Origin of the sequence: Ramlibacter sp. (assembly GCA_019635435.1) — a bacterium.
Taxonomy (GTDB): Bacteria; Pseudomonadota; Gammaproteobacteria; order Burkholderiales; family Burkholderiaceae_C; genus JAHBZM01.
In genome coordinates this window covers 3,059,183-3,076,943 of sequence record JAHBZM010000001.1, presented here as the reverse complement: position 1 = coordinate 3,076,943, position 17,761 = coordinate 3,059,183, and the positions used below count along the sequence as shown (strand labels likewise).

15 protein-coding genes are annotated in these 17,761 nt (G+C 67.7%); 11 read left to right on the top strand and 4 right to left on the bottom strand.

Annotation, left to right across the window (positions count from 1 at the left end; translation table 11 throughout):
- Window positions 1–210 precede the first annotated feature (210 nt).
- Genes KF796_14880 through KF796_14870 form a run of 3 tightly spaced genes read left to right on the top strand, consistent with a single transcriptional unit; the run spans window position 211 to window position 3,933 of the window.
- Window positions 211–879 carry a GntR family transcriptional regulator gene (locus tag KF796_14880; GenBank protein ID MBX3587920.1) on the top strand — a complete coding sequence of 223 codons (669 nt, stop codon included), beginning with the start codon at window positions 211–213 and terminating at the stop codon, window positions 877–879.
- On the top strand, window positions 876–2,360 hold the full coding sequence (locus KF796_14875) for a malonyl-CoA decarboxylase (GenBank protein ID MBX3587919.1): 1,485 nt from the start codon (window positions 876–878) through the stop codon (window positions 2,358–2,360). Before KF796_14880 ends, KF796_14875 begins: the two co-directional genes overlap by 4 nt.
- 7 nt (window positions 2,361–2,367) lie before the next feature.
- Complete coding sequence (locus KF796_14870) at window positions 2,368–3,933, top strand: malonyl-CoA synthase (protein MBX3587918.1); 1,566 nt, start codon at window positions 2,368–2,370, stop codon at window positions 3,931–3,933.
- A gap of 56 nt (window positions 3,934–3,989) precedes the next feature.
- On the opposite strand, the gene KF796_14865 is transcribed toward KF796_14870, so the two are convergent.
- From KF796_14865 to KF796_14850, 4 genes are all read right to left on the bottom strand, one after another.
- Window positions 3,990–6,938, bottom strand: coding sequence for a DUF11 domain-containing protein (locus KF796_14865; protein ID MBX3587917.1), 2,949 nt, complete (start codon window positions 6,936–6,938; stop codon window positions 3,990–3,992).
- A 78-nt stretch (window positions 6,939–7,016) separates the two neighbouring features.
- Complete coding sequence (locus KF796_14860; protein MBX3587916.1) at window positions 7,017–9,155, bottom strand: acyl-CoA dehydrogenase; 2,139 nt, start codon at window positions 9,153–9,155, stop codon at window positions 7,017–7,019.
- 103 nt (window positions 9,156–9,258) lie between these two features.
- Entirely contained in the window at window positions 9,259–9,681 is a 423-nt protein-coding gene (locus tag KF796_14855; GenBank protein MBX3587915.1) for a universal stress protein, read from the bottom strand.
- A 23-nt stretch (window positions 9,682–9,704) separates the two neighbouring features.
- Entirely contained in the window at window positions 9,705–10,148 is a 444-nt protein-coding gene (locus tag KF796_14850; protein MBX3587914.1) for a universal stress protein, read from the bottom strand.
- Window positions 10,149–10,250: 102 nt separating this feature from the next.
- Here KF796_14850 and KF796_14845 point away from each other — a divergent pair, with 102 nt between their 5' ends.
- The 8 genes from KF796_14845 to KF796_14810 all read left to right on the top strand — a co-directional run bounded on the left by KF796_14845 (window position 10,251) and on the right by KF796_14810 (window position 17,665).
- The gene (locus KF796_14845) at window positions 10,251–12,575 is read left to right on the top strand and encodes a cation-translocating P-type ATPase (GenBank protein MBX3587913.1); all 2,325 of its coding nucleotides are present in this window, start codon (window positions 10,251–10,253) and stop codon (window positions 12,573–12,575) included.
- Between the two features lie 14 nt (window positions 12,576–12,589).
- The gene (ccoS, locus tag KF796_14840) at window positions 12,590–12,727 is read left to right on the top strand and encodes a cbb3-type cytochrome oxidase assembly protein CcoS (GenBank protein ID MBX3587912.1); all 138 of its coding nucleotides are present in this window, start codon (window positions 12,590–12,592) and stop codon (window positions 12,725–12,727) included.
- A 64-nt stretch (window positions 12,728–12,791) separates the two neighbouring features.
- The gene (ccoN, locus tag KF796_14835) at window positions 12,792–14,228 is read left to right on the top strand and encodes a cytochrome-c oxidase, cbb3-type subunit I (GenBank protein MBX3587911.1); all 1,437 of its coding nucleotides are present in this window, start codon (window positions 12,792–12,794) and stop codon (window positions 14,226–14,228) included.
- 13 nt (window positions 14,229–14,241) lie between these two features.
- Complete coding sequence (gene ccoO / locus KF796_14830) at window positions 14,242–14,865, top strand: cytochrome-c oxidase, cbb3-type subunit II (protein ID MBX3587910.1); 624 nt, start codon at window positions 14,242–14,244, stop codon at window positions 14,863–14,865.
- A gap of 12 nt (window positions 14,866–14,877) precedes the next feature.
- Window positions 14,878–15,015, top strand: coding sequence for a cbb3-type cytochrome c oxidase subunit 3 (locus KF796_14825; protein MBX3587909.1), 138 nt, complete (start codon window positions 14,878–14,880; stop codon window positions 15,013–15,015).
- 5 nt (window positions 15,016–15,020) lie between these two features.
- On the top strand, window positions 15,021–15,938 hold the full coding sequence (gene ccoP, locus KF796_14820) for a cytochrome-c oxidase, cbb3-type subunit III (protein MBX3587908.1): 918 nt from the start codon (window positions 15,021–15,023) through the stop codon (window positions 15,936–15,938).
- Between the two features lie 10 nt (window positions 15,939–15,948).
- Window positions 15,949–17,367, top strand: a complete 1,419-nt coding sequence (gene ccoG / locus KF796_14815) for a cytochrome c oxidase accessory protein CcoG (GenBank protein MBX3587907.1) — start codon at window positions 15,949–15,951, stop codon at window positions 17,365–17,367.
- 10 nt (window positions 17,368–17,377) lie between these two features.
- On the top strand, window positions 17,378–17,665 hold the full coding sequence (locus KF796_14810; GenBank protein MBX3587906.1) for a FixH family protein: 288 nt from the start codon (window positions 17,378–17,380) through the stop codon (window positions 17,663–17,665).
- The last annotated feature ends 96 nt before the right edge of the window (window positions 17,666–17,761 follow it).

The following is a 17,761-nucleotide window of genomic DNA, read 5'->3' as shown; positions in this document are numbered from 1 at the left end:
GGATTGGGAGTCAAAAGTGGCTGGAGTCCAGACGGGGCAGCCCTGTGGCGCTATGAAAACAGGAGCGCAGGCCGGTGAGGCTGGCGCCACAGCCACAAGCCGCAGCCGCCAGGTCAACTTTGGCTTGTGGCATCCGGGATCAGGCTCGATAATTACGCGTAATTACAGAAAATTACCACCCAACTTCTCCCATACCCGTCCATGCCCACCATGCGCCTCATCCAGAACTCCCTGCACGACGAAGTCGCCGCCACCCTGCGTGACCGGATTTTTGCGGGCGAGCTGCTGCCCGGGGCCTTCATTGACGAGGTGACGCTGGCCGAGGAGATGGCCATCTCGCGAACGCCGCTGCGCGAGGCGCTCAAGGTGCTCACGGCCGAAGGCCTGCTGCGCCATGAACCCAGGCGCGGCTGCTTCGTCAACGAGGTGACCGAACAGGACCTGGACGAGATCTTCCCGGTGATCGCGCTGCTCGAGGGGCGCTGCGCCTTCGAGGCGGCGCGCAACGCCAGCGACGCCGACCTGGCCGCGCTGGAGACGCTGCACGAGCGGCTGCAGCGCCATGCGCGGGCCAAGCGCATCAACGACTACTACGAAGCCAACTTCGCGATCCATGAGGCCATCATCACGCTGGCCAACAACCGCTGGCTGGCGCAGGTGATTGGCGACCTGCGCAAGATCGTCAAGCTGGCGCGGCTGCAGCAGCTGCATGCCCCGGGCCGGCTCGAGCAGAGCCTGTCCGAGCACATGGCGGTGTTTGCCGCGCTCAAGGCGCGCGACGCCGAGGGCGCCGAGGTCGCCATGCGCACCCACCTGACGCGCCAGCGCGTGGCGCTGCGCGAACTGGCCCGCAACCAGAAATCAAGGCTGACCGCATGAACACTCCCGAATGGATGGCCCGCAGTGTTTCGATCCTGCGCCCGCGTTCCGCATCAAAAGAGGCTGGAGTCCCCGCCAGTCCGCCGCCTTCAGCTACAAAAAAAGTAGCAGATCAGGGCGGCCACGGCGGTGGCGCGGGCGGCCGCTCCACGCGCGAGCGCCTGAACGCCACGCTGCGCAAGAAGGAAGAGGCGCTGTCACCGCGCGTGCTGCGGCGCACGCTGGAAGAGCTGCAGTCCATCGTGGACCCGCGCGTGAGCGAGGTCGAGGGCGGGCGCCGCGCCGAGGGCGTGGCCCAGTGGTATGCCCGCGCCACGCCGGCCCAGCGCCGCGACATGTGGCTGCTCATGAGCGAGCAGTTCGTGGCCGACCCGCAGAAGGTGCGCGCCGCGCAGGCCAAATTCGCCGAAACCGTGGGCACGCCCGACGAGCCCGCGGCCGAGGTGCTGTACCGCCGCGCCACGGTGTCGCCGCGCCGGCGCCTGCTGCAGCGCTTCAGCGCCAACCCCAACGGCGTGCGCTTTCTGGTGGACCTGCGCGCCGAGATGCAGCCGCACCTGAAGACCGACAAGCGCCTGTACGCGCTGGACGTGGAGATGGAGTACATGTTCTCCACCTGGTTTGACGTGGGTTTCCTGGACCTTCGGCGCATCAGCTGGGACTCGCCCGCGTCGCTGATTGAAAAGCTGATCCGCTACGAGGCGGTGCACGACATCCGCAGCTGGTCCGACGTCAAGAACCGGCTCGACTCCGACCGCCGTTGCTACGGCTTTTTCCACCCGCGCCTGCCCGACGAGCCGCTGATCTTTGTCGAGGTGGCGTTGATCGACGAGATCGCCGGCAGCATCACGCCGCTGCTGGACGAAACGGCCGCGCCGGCCGACCTGGGCAAGGCCACCACGGCCATCTTCTATTCCATCAGCAACACCCAGGGCGGCCTGCGCGGCGTGAGTTTTGGCGATTCATTGATCAAGCGCGTGGTGGACACGCTCAAGGAAGAGTTCCCGCGGCTCAAGACCTTTGCCACGCTGTCGCCGATCCCGGGCTTCAGGAGCTGGCTCGCCAAAAACGCGGCCGCCTTGCTAGAGCAGCTTGACGACAAGCACCGCACCGAGCTGGGCCGCGCTGTCGGGTTTGAGCCGCCCGGGGCGGAGCATTTTCTGGGCGCGCTCGACAAGGTGCTGGAGCTGGACGCCAAGTCACCCGTGCGCCAGATGCTGCTGCGCTGCGCGGCGCAGTACCTGGGGCGCGCCCTGCAGGGCGACAAGCCCGTGGACCCGGTGGCGCGCTTCCACCTGGGCAACGGGGCGCGGGTGGAGCGGCTCAACTGGGCCGGAGACCCGTCGCCCAAGGGCGTGCGGCAGTCGTATGGCCTGATGGTCAATTACCTTTACGATCTCAAGCGGCTGGACAAGCACCGCGCGATGCTGGCGCAGGGCAAAGTCCCGGTAGCATCGGCCATTGAAGACCTGTATTTCTAAACACAACATGACCCAGTCCGCTTCCAATCCCAACCTGTTTGCCGCGCTGCGCGCCGCGTTTCCCAAAGACCTGGACACCATCGCCGTGGAAACCGCGGGCGGGGGTGCCCAGGCCCTGCACTACACCTGGCGCGACCTGGACCGCGCCACGGCCATGATGGCCAACCTGCTGGGGTCGCTGAAGCTGCCCAAGGGCTCGCGCGTGGCGGTGCAGGTCGAGAAGTCGGTCGAAGCCATGGTGCTGTACCTGGCCACGCTGCGCTCGGGCTATGTGTTCCTGCCGCTGAACACGGCCTACCAGAGCGCCGAGATCGAGTACTTTGTGGGCAACGCCGAGCCGGCCGTCATGGTCTGCACGCGCGCCAACTTTGGCTGGATCAGCAAGATCGCGTTCAAGGCCGGCACCCGCCATGTGTTCACGCTGGACGATGACCGCACGGGCAGCCTGCTGGAGCGCGCCGCGCATTGCAGCGACCGGCACGAGGTGGCCCGCGTGGCCGCCGACGACCTCGCCGCCATCCTCTACACCAGTGGCACCACGGGGCGCAGCAAGGGCGCCATGCTCAGCCATGACAACCTGCTGAGCAATGCCCGCATGCTCAAGGACTACTGGGGCTGGACGCCCGGCGACGTGCTGATCCACGCGCTGCCCATCTTCCATGTGCACGGCCTGTTCGTGGCCCTGCATGGCGCGCTGCTCAACGGCAGCAAGATGATCTGGCTGGGCAAGTTCGACCCCAAGGTGGTGGTGCAGAAGATGCCCGAGGCCACGGTGTTCATGGGCGTGCCCACGCTGTACGTCCGCATGCTGGCCGAGCCCGGGCTCACGCGCGCGGCGGTGCGCAACATGCGGCTGTTCCTGGCGGGCTCGGCGCCGCTGCTGATCGAGACCTTCAACGAATGGAAGGAGCGCACCGGCCACACCATCGTCGAGCGCTACGGCATGAGCGAAACCGCCATGCTCACCTCCAACCCCTATGCAGCCGATGCCCGCTACGGCGGCCAGGACGAGCGCCGGGGCGGCACCGTGGGCTTTCCGCTGCCCGGGGTGCAGCTGCGCGTGCAGGGCGATGACGGCGCGCCGCTGGCCGTGGGCGAGATCGGCAACATCCAGGTCACCGGCCCCAATGTGTTCAAGGGCTACTGGCGCATGCCCGAGAAAACCCGCGAGGAATTCACGCCCGACGGCTTCTTCAAGACCGGTGACGTGGGCAGGATCGACGAGCGCGGCTACGTGACCATCGTGGGCCGCAGCAAGGACCTGATCATCAGCGGCGGCTACAACGTGTACCCGGCCGAGATCGAGGGCTACATCAACGAGCTGCCCGGTGTGGCCGAGAGCGCGCTGGTGGGCGTGCCGCACCCGGACTTTGGCGAGGTGGGGGTGGCGGTGGTCATCGCCAAGCCCGGCGCCACGCTGGATGCCGGCGCCATCATCGCCGAGCTCAAGTCCAGACTGGCCAATTTCAAGATTCCCAAGCGCTGCTTTGTGGTGGCAGAACTGCCGCGCAACACCATGGGCAAGGTGCAGAAGAACCTGTTGCGCGAGCAACACAAGGCGCTGTTCGCCTGAGCCTGTCCGGCGCAGCCCCGGCGGCCCCTGCAGCCGTCGTGAGGGTTGTACCCGCGCTACTCGCCGGTGGCGTTGATGTCGCAGACCAGCGAGAAGGTCACGGTGCTGCTCGCTGGCAGGGTGTTCAGCACCACCCCCGTGCCCGGGGGCACGAGGTTGCCGATCGACAACAGGCCCACGCCCGCACCCACGGTGGGGCACACCGCCCCGCCCGCCGTGCCCGTGCAACTCACGCTGGTGCAGCTGAGGCCGGTGCCCGGGGAGTCGGTCAGCACCGCGCCGTTGGCGGCGTTGGGTCCGCCGTTGGTGATGGTGAGCTGGTAGGTGGTGGTGGCGCCCGCGCTCACGCTGCTCAGCGCATTGCTCTTGGCGACCGCCACGTTGACCAGCGGCGCGCACAGGCGCAGCGTCGGCTGCGCCAGCGCAAACATGCCACGGCGCTCACCGCCGCCCGCTGACACAGTGTTGTTGATGGCGAGGGTCGCCGTCGTCTGGGTGGCCAGAAACGTGGCCTCGTACAACGTCCAGACGTCTGCCGCCGCCGTGTCATTCAACACGACCCCCAGGCCAAAGTTCTGGACCGCCCCCTGGGTTACCTGCAAGCGCAAATTGGGGCGCTGCGCATTGCCACCATTCTGGTTGCCTGACACCGGGCTGGAGGCATGGACGATGAAGGTGTAGGTCAGCCCCGGCGTCAGGCCCGAGACGGTCTGGCTCCACCAGATGCCCGCGGCGCCAATGGAGTTGCCGTTGGCAAACATCCAGTTGTTGCTGCCGGCAATGTCGCGCGCCGGGTTGCCGGGGAAGGGGCTCTGGTACAGGTCGGGTGCCCCGGCGGTGTCGGATTGCAGGCCGATCTGGTAGGCCACATTGTTGTTGGCCGGCTGGGTGTTGAGCGCCGCGGAACCGACGCCCCCGCCGTTGCCCAGCGAGGCGCCGGTGTCGGTGAAGTCGCTGTTGCTGATGTAGTTGGTGGTGGTGATTTCGCGCGTGGTCGCGGGGCACAGCGTGGCTGACGACGAGACCGAGGACAGCGCGCCCGACACCGTCACGTCCTCGCCGGTGCCGGAGGCCGAGTCATAGTTGCTGCCACCCACCGTGCCGCCGGCCGTGTAGGTGTCGCCGGGCGACACCGTGGTGGCCGCGGCCGAGCGCGTGGGGTCGCTGAACAGGGTGGTGGCCGGGTTCTGGTAGGTGCCCGGAATGGCGCCTTCCAGCGTGACGTTGAAGGTCAGGGTGACCACGCCGCCGGGCAGCAGGACGTAGCTGTTGGCGGTGGTGCCGCCCGGCGTGCCGATCTGCACGGTGGAGGTGCCGCTGGCCGCCGGCGTGGCAGGGCCGGCCGCCAGCGAGGTGCTGGCCGCGGCCGTGGTGCCGCTGAGCAGGAACGGGTCGGGCAGGTCGTCGCTCGCGGCCACGCCGCTGGCGCCCCCCGAGGTGGCCGCCGCCTCGATGCGGATCACATACTGCGCCGTGGTATCGGCCGGCTGGGTCACGGCCGGGCTGGTGGTTGACTTGGTCACGGTGAGGTTGGGCAGGCAGACCGCCCCTGGCAGGACGCCATTGCCGCCCGTGAAGGATTGCGCCGTGTTGCTCACGCCATTGGCGCCCGCCGTGGAGTTCCAGGTGGCCGCGCCGCGCGCGCCACCCGCCACCGAGGAGCCCCCACCCACCGCGCCGGTGCTCAGGATGACGCCGCCGCCGCCGCCGCCGCCAGGCCCGTGGTCGACAGAGCCGGTGGGCGTGGGGCTGCCGTTGCCGCCCCGCGCGTTGACTGTGATCCCGGTCAGGCCGGCGCTGTTGGATGCCAGCAGCACGGCCGAGCCGCCGCCACCGCCGCCCGTGCCACCGTCGTCGCAGCAGGTGGCGGTGGGCGTCTGGCCGTTGGCGCCGGCCACGTTGATGGTGCCGGCACCCGCCACGGCCGCCGAGCGCAGCAGCACGATGCCGCCGCCCGACGCCCCCGAAAACGTGGAATGGTTGGTGCCACCGTTGTTGCTGGTGCCCGCGCCGCCGCCGCCGCCCATGATGATGCGGTTGGCTGCCGGGGTGTAGGCCAGGCCGCCGCGCCCGCCAATATCGAGGTTGCTGCTCCAGGTGTTGCCGCCATGGCCGCCCACGCCGCCGTTGCCGCCGCCACCGCCGCCGGAGTTCTCGGTGTTGCCGCCGACATTGCCATCGTTGCCGCCGCCGCCCGCGTTGCCGGGCGCGCCATAGCCGTTGTCGCCATTGGGGTAGAAGTCGCCGCCGGTGCCAGCCCAGGTGTAGACCCCGCCCACGCTGGCGTAGGTGCTGCGCGGCGAGCCCGCCGCGCCTTCGCCCTTCATGGCGCCGTTGTTCTGGGCACTGGAAAAGCGCACGTCGGTGTTGGCATTGGTGCCACCGCCGCCATAGACCCGGCCCGCGCCGCCGCGGAAGCCATAGCCGCTGGCGTTGATGGTGCCGCTGAGCGTCAGCGTGCCGGCCACGTCGAACGCCACGATGCCGCCTGAGGTGCCGTCCCAGATCAGGGGGGTGACGGTGTTGGCGCCCGGGATGGTGGCCACCGAGTACTGCGGCACGCGCACCACCTGGAAGGTCTGGCGCGCATTGCCGGCGGTCTGGGCGTTGCGGTAGCTGTTGACCAGCGGGTTGCGCAGCGTGACCACGCCGCCCCCAAAGGCCTGGACCAGGCCGTATTCATAGGTGCCCGCCGTGCCCACGCTGGTGGCGTAGGTGGTGGTGGTGTTGGCAAAGCTCGCGTTGCTGACGCCATCCTGCATCTGGATGATCAGCACCATGTCGCCGGTTTGCAGGCCCGTGCCGCCGCGCGCCGTGCCCACCGAAATGGTGGTGGCGCCCGCGAGCGCGTTGGCGGTGCCGGGGTAGTAGGTGTTGACCACACCATTGAGCGTGGTGCTGGGGCCGTCCTTGCCGGGCACGGCGCACACCTGCGCGGCCACGGGCAGGCTCAGCAGCGGCAGCAGTGCGATGAGAAAAGCGAATAACCGGCCCAACGACTTCATTTGCAGACCCGTGCCATCCCACAAGTATTTGTGCAAATTCTAACTGGGGAGGGCCGCCCGAACCGGGGCGCCTGCCGTTCAGGCAGGGAAGTCGTCGACCTGGATCACCTTGTCCGCGGCCTGCAGGTAGGCCAGCGCCAGCGCGGGGTTGGCGGCGCCGCGCGCCGCGTCTTCGAGCGAGCGGGTGCGTCGCACCTGCTTGTTGAGGGCCGCGGTGTCGTCATCGCCCAGCTGCAGGGCCAGTTCCAGCGCCTGCATCAGGTCGAGCATGCCGCCGCGCGCCGGGGTGCTGATGTCGGGGCACAGCCGGGCCACGATGTCGCGCTGCGTGCGCAGCAACCGGGCCAGCTCCAGCATCTGCACATCGCGCAGCGGCGCGAGGTGGGCGGTGCGGCTGAGCACCAGGCTGCCGATGAGGCGCCGCGCGGGCGTGGGAAAGTTGGCGTACAGGTCGCTCAGCACCTCTTCGGCCGCGTCAAGCTGCACGCGCAGCGCGGCGCGGGCAAAGGGGAGCATGTCGTCATGGCCCTCGACGTGGAAGCGCCAGAAGCAGGCACTGGCCATGTACAGGTGCGACAGGCAATCGCCCAGCCGCGCCGACAACAGTTCCATGCGCTTGAGCCGGCCGCCCAGCAGGCCCATGGCAATGTCCGCGGTCAGCGCGTATTTGGCGCTGAGGCGGGCCAGCATGCGGGCCTCGGCGTGCAGCGCAGCAGGCGGTGTTCCGATCACCGGTGCGCCGAACAGGCTGTGCCAGAGGTTGCGCAGCGCATGGCCTGCATGGCCCAGCAGGGCGCTGCCCAGGGCCGCTTCGTCCTTGTGTTGCACCGCCTGCATCTCCTGCATCACGTATGGATGGCAGCGCACCGCGCCCTGTCCAAAGATGATGAGCGAGCGCGTGAGGATGTTGGCGCCCTCCACGGTGATCGCGATCGGCATGTGCCGGTAGGCCACCGACAGCAGGTTGGACGGCCCGTTGATGATGCCCTTGCCACCCAGGATGTCCATGGCATGGTTGACCGAGCGGCGGCCGGCCTCGGTCAGGTGCACTTTGAGGATTGCGCTGGCCACGCTGGGCTGTTCGCCCAGGTCAAGGGCGGCCGCGGTGAAGCGGCGTGCGGCGTCGGTGGCATACAGGTCGGCTGCCATTTCGGCGAGCAGGCCGGCCACGGCGTCGAATCTGCCGATGGGCAGGCCAAACTGCTCGCGCACCTGGCCATAGCCGTTGGCCACGAACAGCGAAGCCTGCTGGGTGGCCGCGCCGAGCGCGGGCAGCGAGATTGCGCGGCCCGCGGCCAGGCACTCCATGAGCATGCGCCAGCCCTGGCCGACGCGCGGCTCGCCACCGATGACCCAGTCCATGGGAACGAAGACGTCCTCGCCCTCGATGGGGCCGTTCATGAAGGCACTGTCCATGGGGCGGTGGCGCCGGCCAATGCGCATGCCGGCCTGTGGCACCGGCAGCAGCGCGCAGGTGATGCCCAGGTCGCGCTGGCCCTCGGGCCGGCTCTCGTCCACCGCGTGGAAGGCCAGGCCCACCACGGTGGCCACCGGGGCCAGCGTGATGTAGCGCTTGGAAAAATTGACGCTGAAGCCGCGCACGCGCACGCCGTCAATCTCGCGCTCGGTCAGCACCCCACGGTCGGGAATGGAAGCCGCATCGGAGCCGGCATAAGGGGAGGTCAGGCCAAAGCAGGGGAGGTCGCGCCCGTCGGCCAGGCGCGGCAGGTAGTGCTGCTTTTGTGCCTCGGTGCCGTAGCGCAGCAGAAGCTCGGCCGGCCCCAGCGAATTGGGCACCATCACCGTCACCGCGGTCGAGACGTTGACGGTGGCGATCCGCGTGACCACGGTGGCGTGCGCGTGGTGGCCGAACCCCAGGCCTCCCCACTCGCGCGGAATGATCATGCCGAAAAAGCGGTGCTCGCGCAGGTAGGCCCAGACCGCCGGCGGCAGGTCGCGTGCCTCGTCAATCTCGAATTCGTCGAGCATGCCGCACAGGGTGCGCACCTCGTTGTCCAGGAACGCCTCTTCCTGCGCGGTCAGCTGGTTCGCTCCGGTGGCCAGCAGGGCGTCGAAGTCGGGGCGCCCCGCGAACACCTGGCCCTCAAAGCCCACGGTGCCGGCTTCGAGCGCGGCGCGCTCGGTATCGCCCATGACGGGCAATGCCTTTGAAAAGGGCGCCATTGCAGCGCGCCCGACCCATTGTGAAAATGCCATGGCTGCCTCCCGCAATCGTGAAGCACCAGTTTAGGCACGAAACCGCGGTGCCGGCGTAGGACGCAAACCCCTATGCGGCGTCACTGACGCCTCCGGCGCCGGGTCAACGAACCAGCAGAACCGGCACGGTGCTATCGGCGAGCACGTTTTGCGCGACCGGGCCCATCAGGACCCGGCCCATCAGGCCGCGCCCATGCGTGCCCATGACAATCAGGTGGGCTTTTTCGCGCGCTGCCAGCCGCAGGATTTCCTCGGAGGGCGAGCCCACCACCCAGCGCACGCGCCAGGTCAGCGCATGCCGTTTCAGGAAGCGCTCGATCGGCGTGAGGACCTTGGTGGCCTCTTCCTCGTAGTAGGCCTTGACCACTTCACCGCTGACGGCGGCGCGCACGCGCGGCGGCATCGGTGACTGCACGTTGAGCACGACGAGTTCGTCGTCTTCGCCGTCGAAATTCCGGTTGGCCATGAGCCAGCCGAGAGCCTTCTTGGTGAATTTGCTGCCGTCTGCGGCGAGAAGTACTTTCATGGGTTCCTTTCCTCGGTGGATGCCTAGCGTAGCACCAGCACGGGTGTCGTGGAATGCGTGAGAACGTGCTGGGTTTCGCTGCCCAGCAGCAGGCGCTTGATGCCCTTGCGCCCGTGCGAGGCCATCACGATCAGGTCGCAGCGGTGCTTCCTGGCGGCTGCCATGATGGCTTCCGCCACCAGATCCGAGCGCACGGTCACGGCCCTGGCCTTGACGCCTTTTGCGGCGGCGGCGTCTTTGGCGGCATCGACGATGGCCTGGCCTTCCTGCGCCCACAGCTTCTCGATGCGGCCCACCTCCTGCGCGGTGATCGCCAGAGCGCCTTCAAAGTAGCTGACCGGGTAGCGTGGCACCACCTTGAGGGCCACGAGTTCGGCGCCCGCGAGGGCGGCCAGTTCGATGGCCGACGCCACGGCCTTGCGGGACAGCGGCGAACCGTCAGTGGCAACCAGAATGCGCTTGTACATGGTGTGTTCCTCTTGATCTGGAGCCCAGCTTAGACGGGCGGCTCGCGGTCCGTGTTGATCCAGGTCAACTGGGCTTGCGGTGTGCGCCGCTAGGCTTGCCGCATGTTGACCGCTTCCCTGTCTGGCCCCGCTTCCGCCGACGCGACGCTGGCCGCCGTGCTGGACGACCACAGCGACTGGGCGGCATTCAGCCGGCCCTGCGCGGGCCCTGGCGCCGCGCCTGGCGCCCAGGAGTCGCTGGTCGCCGTGCAGGGCATGCACTGTGCGGCCTGCTCGCTCACGGTGGAGCAGGCGCTGAAGGCGGTGCCCGGCGTCCTGGACGCCGGGGTCAACGCCGCCAGCCACATGGCGCGGGTGGTCTGGTCGCCGGCTCGCACGCGCCCGTCCGCATGGTTCGCCGCGCTCGCGCAGGCTGGCTACCGGGCACTGCCCGTGGGCGATCTGGCACAGGTGCAGGAGCGTCAGCAGGCTTCCCGCATGGCGCTGTGGCGCTGGCTGGTGGCGGGCTTTTGCATGATGCAGGTGATGATGTACGCGCTGCCGGCGTATGTGGCCGGGCCGGGAGACATCACGCCGGACATGGTGCAGCTTCTGCGCTGGGCCTCGTGGGTGCTGACCCTGCCCGTGGTGCTTTTTTCGGGCTGGCCGTTCCTGGCAAGCGCCTGGGAGGACCTGCGCCGGCGCCGTCTGGGCATGGATGTGCCCGTGGCGCTCGGGATCCTCATCGCTTTCGGGGCCAGTACCGCCGCCACCTTTGATGCCTCGGGGCCCTGGGGCCGTGAGGTCTGGTACGACTCCGTCACCATGTTCGTTTTCTTCCTGCTCAGCGGGCGCATGCTGGAGCAGCGCCTGCGCGACCGCACGGCGGGTGCGCTCGAGGCACTGGCCCGGCGCCTGCCCGACAGTGTGGAGCGCCGGGCACTCGATGGCCGGTTCGAGCGGGTGGCCGTGCACCGGCTGGTTCCTGGCGATGTGATCCGGGTCCTGCCAGGCGAGGCGTTTCCGGCCGATGGCACGGTGATTGAAGGCAGGACCCAGGTGGATGAGGCGCTGCTGACGGGCGAATCGCACCCGCTCTCTCGCAGCGCTGACACGCCGGCGCAATCGACGGTGATTGCCGGCAGCCACAACCTGTCGGGTGTGGTGCAGGTGCGTGTGGAGCGGACCGGCACACAGACGCGCTATGCGGGCATTGTGGCGCTGATGCACGAGGCGGCCCTGAGCAAGCCCCGGCTGGCCCGGATTGCCGACCAGGTGGCCCGGCCCTTTTTGCTGCTGGTGCTGCTGGCCAGCGCCGTGGCCGCCGCCTGGTGGTGGCCAAGCGACCCCAGCCATGCGGTGAGCGTGGCCATCGCGGTATTGATCGTCACCTGTCCCTGCGCGCTGTCGTTGGCCACGCCGGCGGCCAGTCTGGCGGCGGCCGGGGCACTGGCGCGCCGCGGTGTGCTGGTGCGCCACCTGCAGGCGCTGGAGTCCTGCACCCGGATTGACACGATGGTGTTTGACAAGACCGGGACCTTGACCCTCGATGCAATGGCTGTGACCCGGGTGGACACCCGTGCCGGGCTGGCGCGCGCACAAGCGCTGGAATGGGCTGCGGCGCTGGCGCAGCGATCTCGCCACCCGGTGTCCCGCGCGCTGGTACGGGCGCTGGACGACCCGCGGTTTGGCGCCGAAGTCGACCGCCTGCCGGTGGTGACGGACGTTGTCGAAACCGCGGGGCAGGGGCTGCAGGGCCTGCTGGGGCAGGGGCCGGACAACCAGCCCCTGGGTCTGCTGCGGCTGGGCTCGGCGGCGTTTTGCGGCGAGTCGCCGGCCGTGGACACCGATGGCGGGCCCCGGGTGCACCTGTCGGGCCCGGGGGGCTGGCTGGCCAGTTTTGAGCTGGATGAGTCGCTGCGCGAGGACGCGACAGCGGCCGTGCGCGATGTGCAGTCGGCAGGCCTGCAGGTCCAACTGCTTTCTGGCGACCACGAGGCGGCAGTGGCCCGTCTGGGAAGGCGGGCCGGGATCGATCTGTTCCAGGGCGGGCAGAGCCCGCAGGACAAGCTGGCCCACGTGCGTGGATTGCAGCAAGGCGGGCACCCTGTGGCCATGGTGGGCGACGGCATCAACGACGCACCCGTGCTCGCCGCGGCCGACCTGTCCATTGCACTCGGACCGGCGGCCGCCCTGGCGCAATCGCGGGCCGATGTGGTGATTCCCGGTGGGCAGCTTGCCGCGGTGCCTGCGCTGCTGCGCCACGCGCGGCGCACCCACGCCGTGGTGCGCCAGAACCTGATCTGGGCTGCGGCGTACAACGCGGTCTGCGTGCCCCTGGCCATCATGGGCTGGCTGTCGCCCTGGCTGGCCGGACTGGGCATGGCCGCGAGCTCGCTGGGCGTGGTGCTCAATTCCGCCCGCCTGTCGCGCCTGCCCGCCTTCTGAAAGTAACCGCAACCATGGACATTCTTTTCCTGCTGATCCCGCTGTCGGTGGCGCTGGCGCTGCTGATCCTGGGCGCGCTGTGCTGGGCCGTCTGGCGTGGCCAGTTCGAGGGTGTCGAGGCCGAGGGCGAGCGGATTTTCCAGTCCGATTGATTTGGGTCAAGGCGCCAACCGGCGGCACGGCCGACACTGGCCACGTCACAAAAAAGGTGCCTCGATGAATTCAGAAAATTCGCCCGCCGCCCACTACAGCGATGCCGTGGTCCGGCAGTTTTCCCTGATGTCCGTGGTCTGGGGAGTGGTCGGCATGCTGGTGGGCGTGGTGATCGCTTCGCAACTGGCCTGGCCGGAACTCAATTTCGGCATTCCCTGGCTCAGCTATGGCCGGCTGCGGCCGCTGCACACCAACGCCGTGATCTTCGCGTTTGGTGGCTGTGCCCTGATCGGCTCGAGCTACTACGTGGTGCAGCGGACCTGCCAGGTGGGCCTGTTCGCGCCGCGCCTGGCCTCCTTTACCTTCTGGGGCTGGCAGGCCGTGATCGTCGCGGCGGCCATCAGCCTGCCGCTGGGCTATACCACGGGCAAGGAATACGCTGAGCTGGAATGGCCCATCGACATCCTGATCACGCTGGTCTGGGTGGCCTATGCGATCGTCTTCTTCGGCACCATCGGCAAGCGCAAGGTGCGCCACATCTATGTGGCCAACTGGTTTTACGGCGCCTTCATTCTCGCGGTGGCCGTGCTGCACCTGGTCAACAGCGCCGAAGTGCCTGCTGGCTGGATGAAGAGCTACTCGGCCTACGCCGGGGTGCAGGACGCGATGGTGCAGTGGTGGTACGGGCACAACGCGGTGGGCTTCTTCCTGACCGCGGGCTTCCTCGGCATGATGTATTACTTCATCCCCAAGCAGGCCGGGCGGCCGGTGTACAGCTACCGCCTGTCCATCGTGCACTTCTGGGCGCTGATCTTCACCTACATGTGGGCGGGGCCGCACCACCTGCACTACACCGCGCTGCCCGACTGGACCCAGTCCGTGGGCATGGTCTTCTCGCTGATCCTGCTGGCGCCCAGCTGGGGCGGCATGATCAACGGCGTGATGACGCTGTCGGGCGCCTGGCACAAGCTGCGCGATGACCCCATCCTGCGTTTCCTGATCGTCTCGCTCTCGTTCTATGGCATGAGCACCTTCGAGGGCCCGATGATGTCCATCAAGACGGTCAATGCCCTGAGCCACTACACCGACTGGACCGTCGGCCACGTGCACTCCGGCGCGCTGGGCTGGGTCGGCCTGATCACGATGGGCTCGCTCTATTACCTGGTGCCGCGCCTGTATGGCCGCAAGGAGATGCACTCCATCAAGGCGATCGAGCTGCACTTCTGGATCTCCACCATCGGCATCGTGCTGTACATCGCCGCCATGTGGATCGCCGGGGTGATGCAGGGCCTGATGTGGCGCGCCATCAATGCGGACGGCACCCTGACCTACACCTTCGTCGAGTCGGTCAAGAGCACCTATCCGTTTTATGTGATCCGCGTTGCCGGCGGCCTTCTGTACCTGGGCGGCATGCTGGTGATGGCCTGGAATGTGTGGATGACTGTCGCCTCCGGCCGCTCCACCCGGGTGTCGATTCCTTCCAATGTGGCCCACGCCTGAGATCGGGGAAACCATGTCTGACAACAATGCAACCGGCTTCAGTCACGAGAAGATTGAAACCAACAACTTCCTGATGATCGTTCTGATCCTGCTGGTGGTCGCCGTGGGCGGCCTGGTGGAGATCGTGCCCCTGTTCTTCCAGAAATCCACCACGCAGGCGGTCACGGGCCTGAAGCCCTATACCGCGGTCCAGCTGATTGGGCGCGACATCTACCTGCGCGAGGGTTGCTACAACTGCCACTCCCAGATGATCCGGCCCTTCCGTGCCGAGACCCTTCGCTACGGCCATTACTCGGTGGCCGGTGAGTTTGTCTATGACCACCCGTTCCAGTGGGGCAGCAAGCGCACCGGGCCCGACCTGCACCGCGTGGGCGGAAAGTACAGCGACGAGTGGCATCGCATTCACCTGAACAACCCGCGCGACCTGGTGCCCGAGTCCAACATGCCCGCCTACGCCTGGCTGGAAAAGACGGCGGTGGATCCCGCGGTGGTGGCACCCCGCATGACAGCCATGCGCCGGGTCGGGGTTCCCTACACCGACGAAGAGATTGCCAGGGGCGGCAGCGAGCTGGCCGGAAAAACCGAGATGGACGCGCTGGTGGCCTACCTGCAGGTGCTCGGCCGCACGCTGAAATAAGGAGAGAACACCATGGACATCAACACCTTGAGGATTGCGGCCACGCTGGCCTGCTTCGTCACCTTCATCGGCATCGTGGTCTGGGCCTGGTCTCGCAGCAATGCGGCCCGCTTCGAGGAAGCCGCGCGTTTGCCTTTTGAACAGGACTGAACCCCATGAGTGACTTTGACAGCAGCTTCTGGTCGGTGTACGTCGCCGCCTTGACCCTGGTCAGCATCCTGGCCTGCCTGCTCCTGTTGTGGCTGACCTCCCGCAAGAAGGTCCCGGCCACTTCGGACAACACCACCGGTCACGTCTGGGACGAAGACCTGAGGGAAATGAACAATCCGCTGCCGCGCTGGTGGATGTGGCTGTTCGTTCTCACAATCATCTTCGGCTTTCTCTACCTGGCGGCCTACCCGGGGCTGGGCAGTTACGGGGGACAGTTGCACTGGACATCGGCGACAGAGCATTCCGAGGAGATGGCCAAGGCCAGCCGCGAGCTGCAGCCGCTGTACGCCCGTTTCAGCGGCATGAAGCCTGAAGACGTTGCGGCTGATGGTCAGGCCATGGCCATTGGCGAGCGCCTGTTCCTCAACAACTGTGCCCAGTGCCATGGCTCGGATGCCCGGGGCAGCAAGGGCTTTCCCAACCTGACCGACGCGGACTGGCTGCATGGCGGCAGCCCCGAGAAAATCATCGAAACCATCACCCAGGGCCGCACCGGGCAGATGCCGCCCATGGCTGCGGCCGTGGGAAGCCCGGACGACGTGAAGAACGTGGCCAACTATGTGCTCAGCCTGTCCGGCAGCCCCAACGACTCGTTGCGCGCTGCATTGGGCAAGTCGAAGTTCGGCGCCTGCGCCGCCTGCCACGGCATTGACGGCAAGGGCAACCAGGCCATCGGGGCCCCCAACCTGACCGACGGCATCTGGCTGCACGGCTGGGGTGAAAACGCCATTGTGGACATGATCAACAACGGCAAGGTCAACCAGATGCCGGCCCAGGCCGGCAAGCTGACCGAGTCCCAGATCCACGTGCTGGCCTCGTATGTGTGGGGGCTGTCCAACCGGCCCACCGCCGCGCGGCCCTGACCCCGGAGACATGGTGGCGCCCACTCCTGCCCGCAAGATCATCCCCATCGCGCCCGCGCAGGTGTCGCTGTACGAGTCGCAGCAGAAGATCTATCCGCGCTCGGTATCGGGGCTGTACGCACGCTGGCGCTGGGCGCTGGTGGCCGTGACCCAGCTGGTGTTCTATGGCTTGCCCTGGCTGGAATGGGGGCAGCGGCAGGCGGTGCTGTTTGATCTGGCCTCGCGCCGCTTCTATATCTTCGGCCTGGTGCTTTACCCGCAGGACTTCATCTACCTGACGGGCCTGCTTGTCATCTCGGCGCTGTCACTGTTCCTGTTCACGGCGGTGGCGGGGCGGTTGTGGTGCGGCTTTGCCTGCCCCCAGACGGTTTACACCGAAATCTTCCTGTGGATAGAGCGGCAGGTCGAAGGCGACCGCAGCGCCCGGATGCGGCTGGATGCTGCTCCTGCGTCCGCGCGCAAGATTGCGCGCAAGACCACCAAGCATGCGCTGTGGATCGGGCTGGCGCTGTGGACGGGCTTCACGTTCGTGGGCTACTTCACACCGATACGCCTGCTCTGGGGCGAGGCCTTCACGCTGTCGTTTGGTCCCTGGGAGTGGTTCTGGGTGAACTTCTATGCGTTGGCGACCTATGGCAACGCCGGCTTCATGCGCGAGCAGGTCTGCAAGTACATGTGCCCGTATGCGCGCTTCCAGAGCGCGATGTTCGACAAGGACACGCTGATCGTGAGCTATGACGAGGGGCGCGGCGAGCCACGCGGCGCCCGCTCCCGGCAGGCCGACCCGGGCGCGCTCGGCCTGGGCAGCTGCGTGGACTGCACGCTGTGCGTCCAGGTGTGCCCCACCGGCATCGACATCCGCCAGGGCCTGCAGTACGAATGCATCGGGTGCGCCGCCTGCGTGGACGTCTGCGATACCGTGATGGACAAGATGAACTATCCGCGCGGGCTGATCCGCTTCACCACCCAGAACGCCGTCCGGCAGGGCTGGAGCGGCCGCCAGATCGTGCGCCGGGTGCTCAGGCCCCGGGTGCTGGTCTATGGCGCGGTGCTGGCGGCATTGTCGGCCGTGGTCCTGGGCAGCCTGGTGATGCGCACGCCGCTGAAGGTGGACGTGGTGCGCGACCGTGCCTCGCTCTCCCGGATTGTCGAGGGCGGCAGGCTCGAGAATGTCTATCGCCTGCAGATCATGAACGCCACCGAGAAGCCGGTGGTCTACCGCATTGGGGCCACTGGCCTCGAGGGGCTGGCGGTGGCGAGCGAACCCGAAGTGGCCGTGGGCCCGGCCGAGTCGCGCTGGGTGGCGGTGCGATTGCAGATTCCGTACGGGTCCGCGACGCCAGGTTCCCACCCCATCCACTTCGGAGTGGGCGCGCTGCAGGGGAGTGACCACGTGAGTGAAAAATCCGTCTTTCTTGTACCCCGTTAGGAGAGTCACCATGACAACCGTGCCGGATTCCCATGCTGTTCCTGAGGCGCCCTGGTGGCGCCATGGCTACGTCTGGCTGGTGATCTCCGGTCCGGCGCTGGTGGTGGTGGCCGCGCTGGCCACGGCCTTCATTGCCGTGACCCACCCGGATGCCCTGGTGGCCGAGGACTACTACCGCCAGGGCATCGAGATCAACAAGACCCTCGCCGAACAGCGCCGCCTGGCAGACGGGCGCGCCATGCTGCCCGCGCTGCAGGGACGAAACCACGCAGTGACCCCGGCACCTGCCAGCCCATAGATCCGTGGCGAATCAAGACCCGGAGGAGACAAACATGCCCCTGCACAAACAACTCATGCTGGTCGTCTGGCCCGCGTTCCTCGCGGCGTGCGTTCT

What these genes read in the sequence shown, in the direction of transcription:
- KF796_14875 (MBX3587919.1), top strand. Translation starts at nt 876, where the DNA reads ATGAACACTCCCGAATGGATGGCCCGCAGTGTTTCGATCCTGCGCCCG.
- KF796_14880 (MBX3587920.1), top strand. Translation starts at nt 211, where the DNA reads ATGCGCCTCATCCAGAACTCCCTGCACGACGAAGTCGCCGCCACCCTG.
- KF796_14850 (MBX3587914.1), bottom strand. Translation starts at nt 10,148, where the DNA reads ATGTACAAGCGCATTCTGGTTGCCACTGACGGTTCGCCGCTGTCCCGC.
- ccoO (MBX3587910.1), top strand. Translation starts at nt 14,242, where the DNA reads ATGTCTGACAACAATGCAACCGGCTTCAGTCACGAGAAGATTGAAACC.
- KF796_14870 (MBX3587918.1), top strand. Translation starts at nt 2,368, where the DNA reads ATGACCCAGTCCGCTTCCAATCCCAACCTGTTTGCCGCGCTGCGCGCC.
- ccoP (MBX3587908.1), top strand. Translation starts at nt 15,021, where the DNA reads ATGAGTGACTTTGACAGCAGCTTCTGGTCGGTGTACGTCGCCGCCTTG.
- ccoG (MBX3587907.1), top strand. Translation starts at nt 15,949, where the DNA reads ATGGTGGCGCCCACTCCTGCCCGCAAGATCATCCCCATCGCGCCCGCG.
- KF796_14825 (MBX3587909.1), top strand. Translation starts at nt 14,878, where the DNA reads ATGGACATCAACACCTTGAGGATTGCGGCCACGCTGGCCTGCTTCGTC.
- KF796_14860 (MBX3587916.1), bottom strand. Translation starts at nt 9,155, where the DNA reads ATGGCATTTTCACAATGGGTCGGGCGCGCTGCAATGGCGCCCTTTTCA.
- KF796_14810 (MBX3587906.1), top strand. Translation starts at nt 17,378, where the DNA reads ATGACAACCGTGCCGGATTCCCATGCTGTTCCTGAGGCGCCCTGGTGG.
- ccoN (MBX3587911.1), top strand. Translation starts at nt 12,792, where the DNA reads ATGAATTCAGAAAATTCGCCCGCCGCCCACTACAGCGATGCCGTGGTC.
- KF796_14855 (MBX3587915.1), bottom strand. Translation starts at nt 9,681, where the DNA reads ATGAAAGTACTTCTCGCCGCAGACGGCAGCAAATTCACCAAGAAGGCT.
- KF796_14865 (MBX3587917.1), bottom strand. Translation starts at nt 6,938, where the DNA reads ATGAAGTCGTTGGGCCGGTTATTCGCTTTTCTCATCGCACTGCTGCCG.
- ccoS (MBX3587912.1), top strand. Translation starts at nt 12,590, where the DNA reads ATGGACATTCTTTTCCTGCTGATCCCGCTGTCGGTGGCGCTGGCGCTG.
- KF796_14845 (MBX3587913.1), top strand. Translation starts at nt 10,251, where the DNA reads ATGTTGACCGCTTCCCTGTCTGGCCCCGCTTCCGCCGACGCGACGCTG.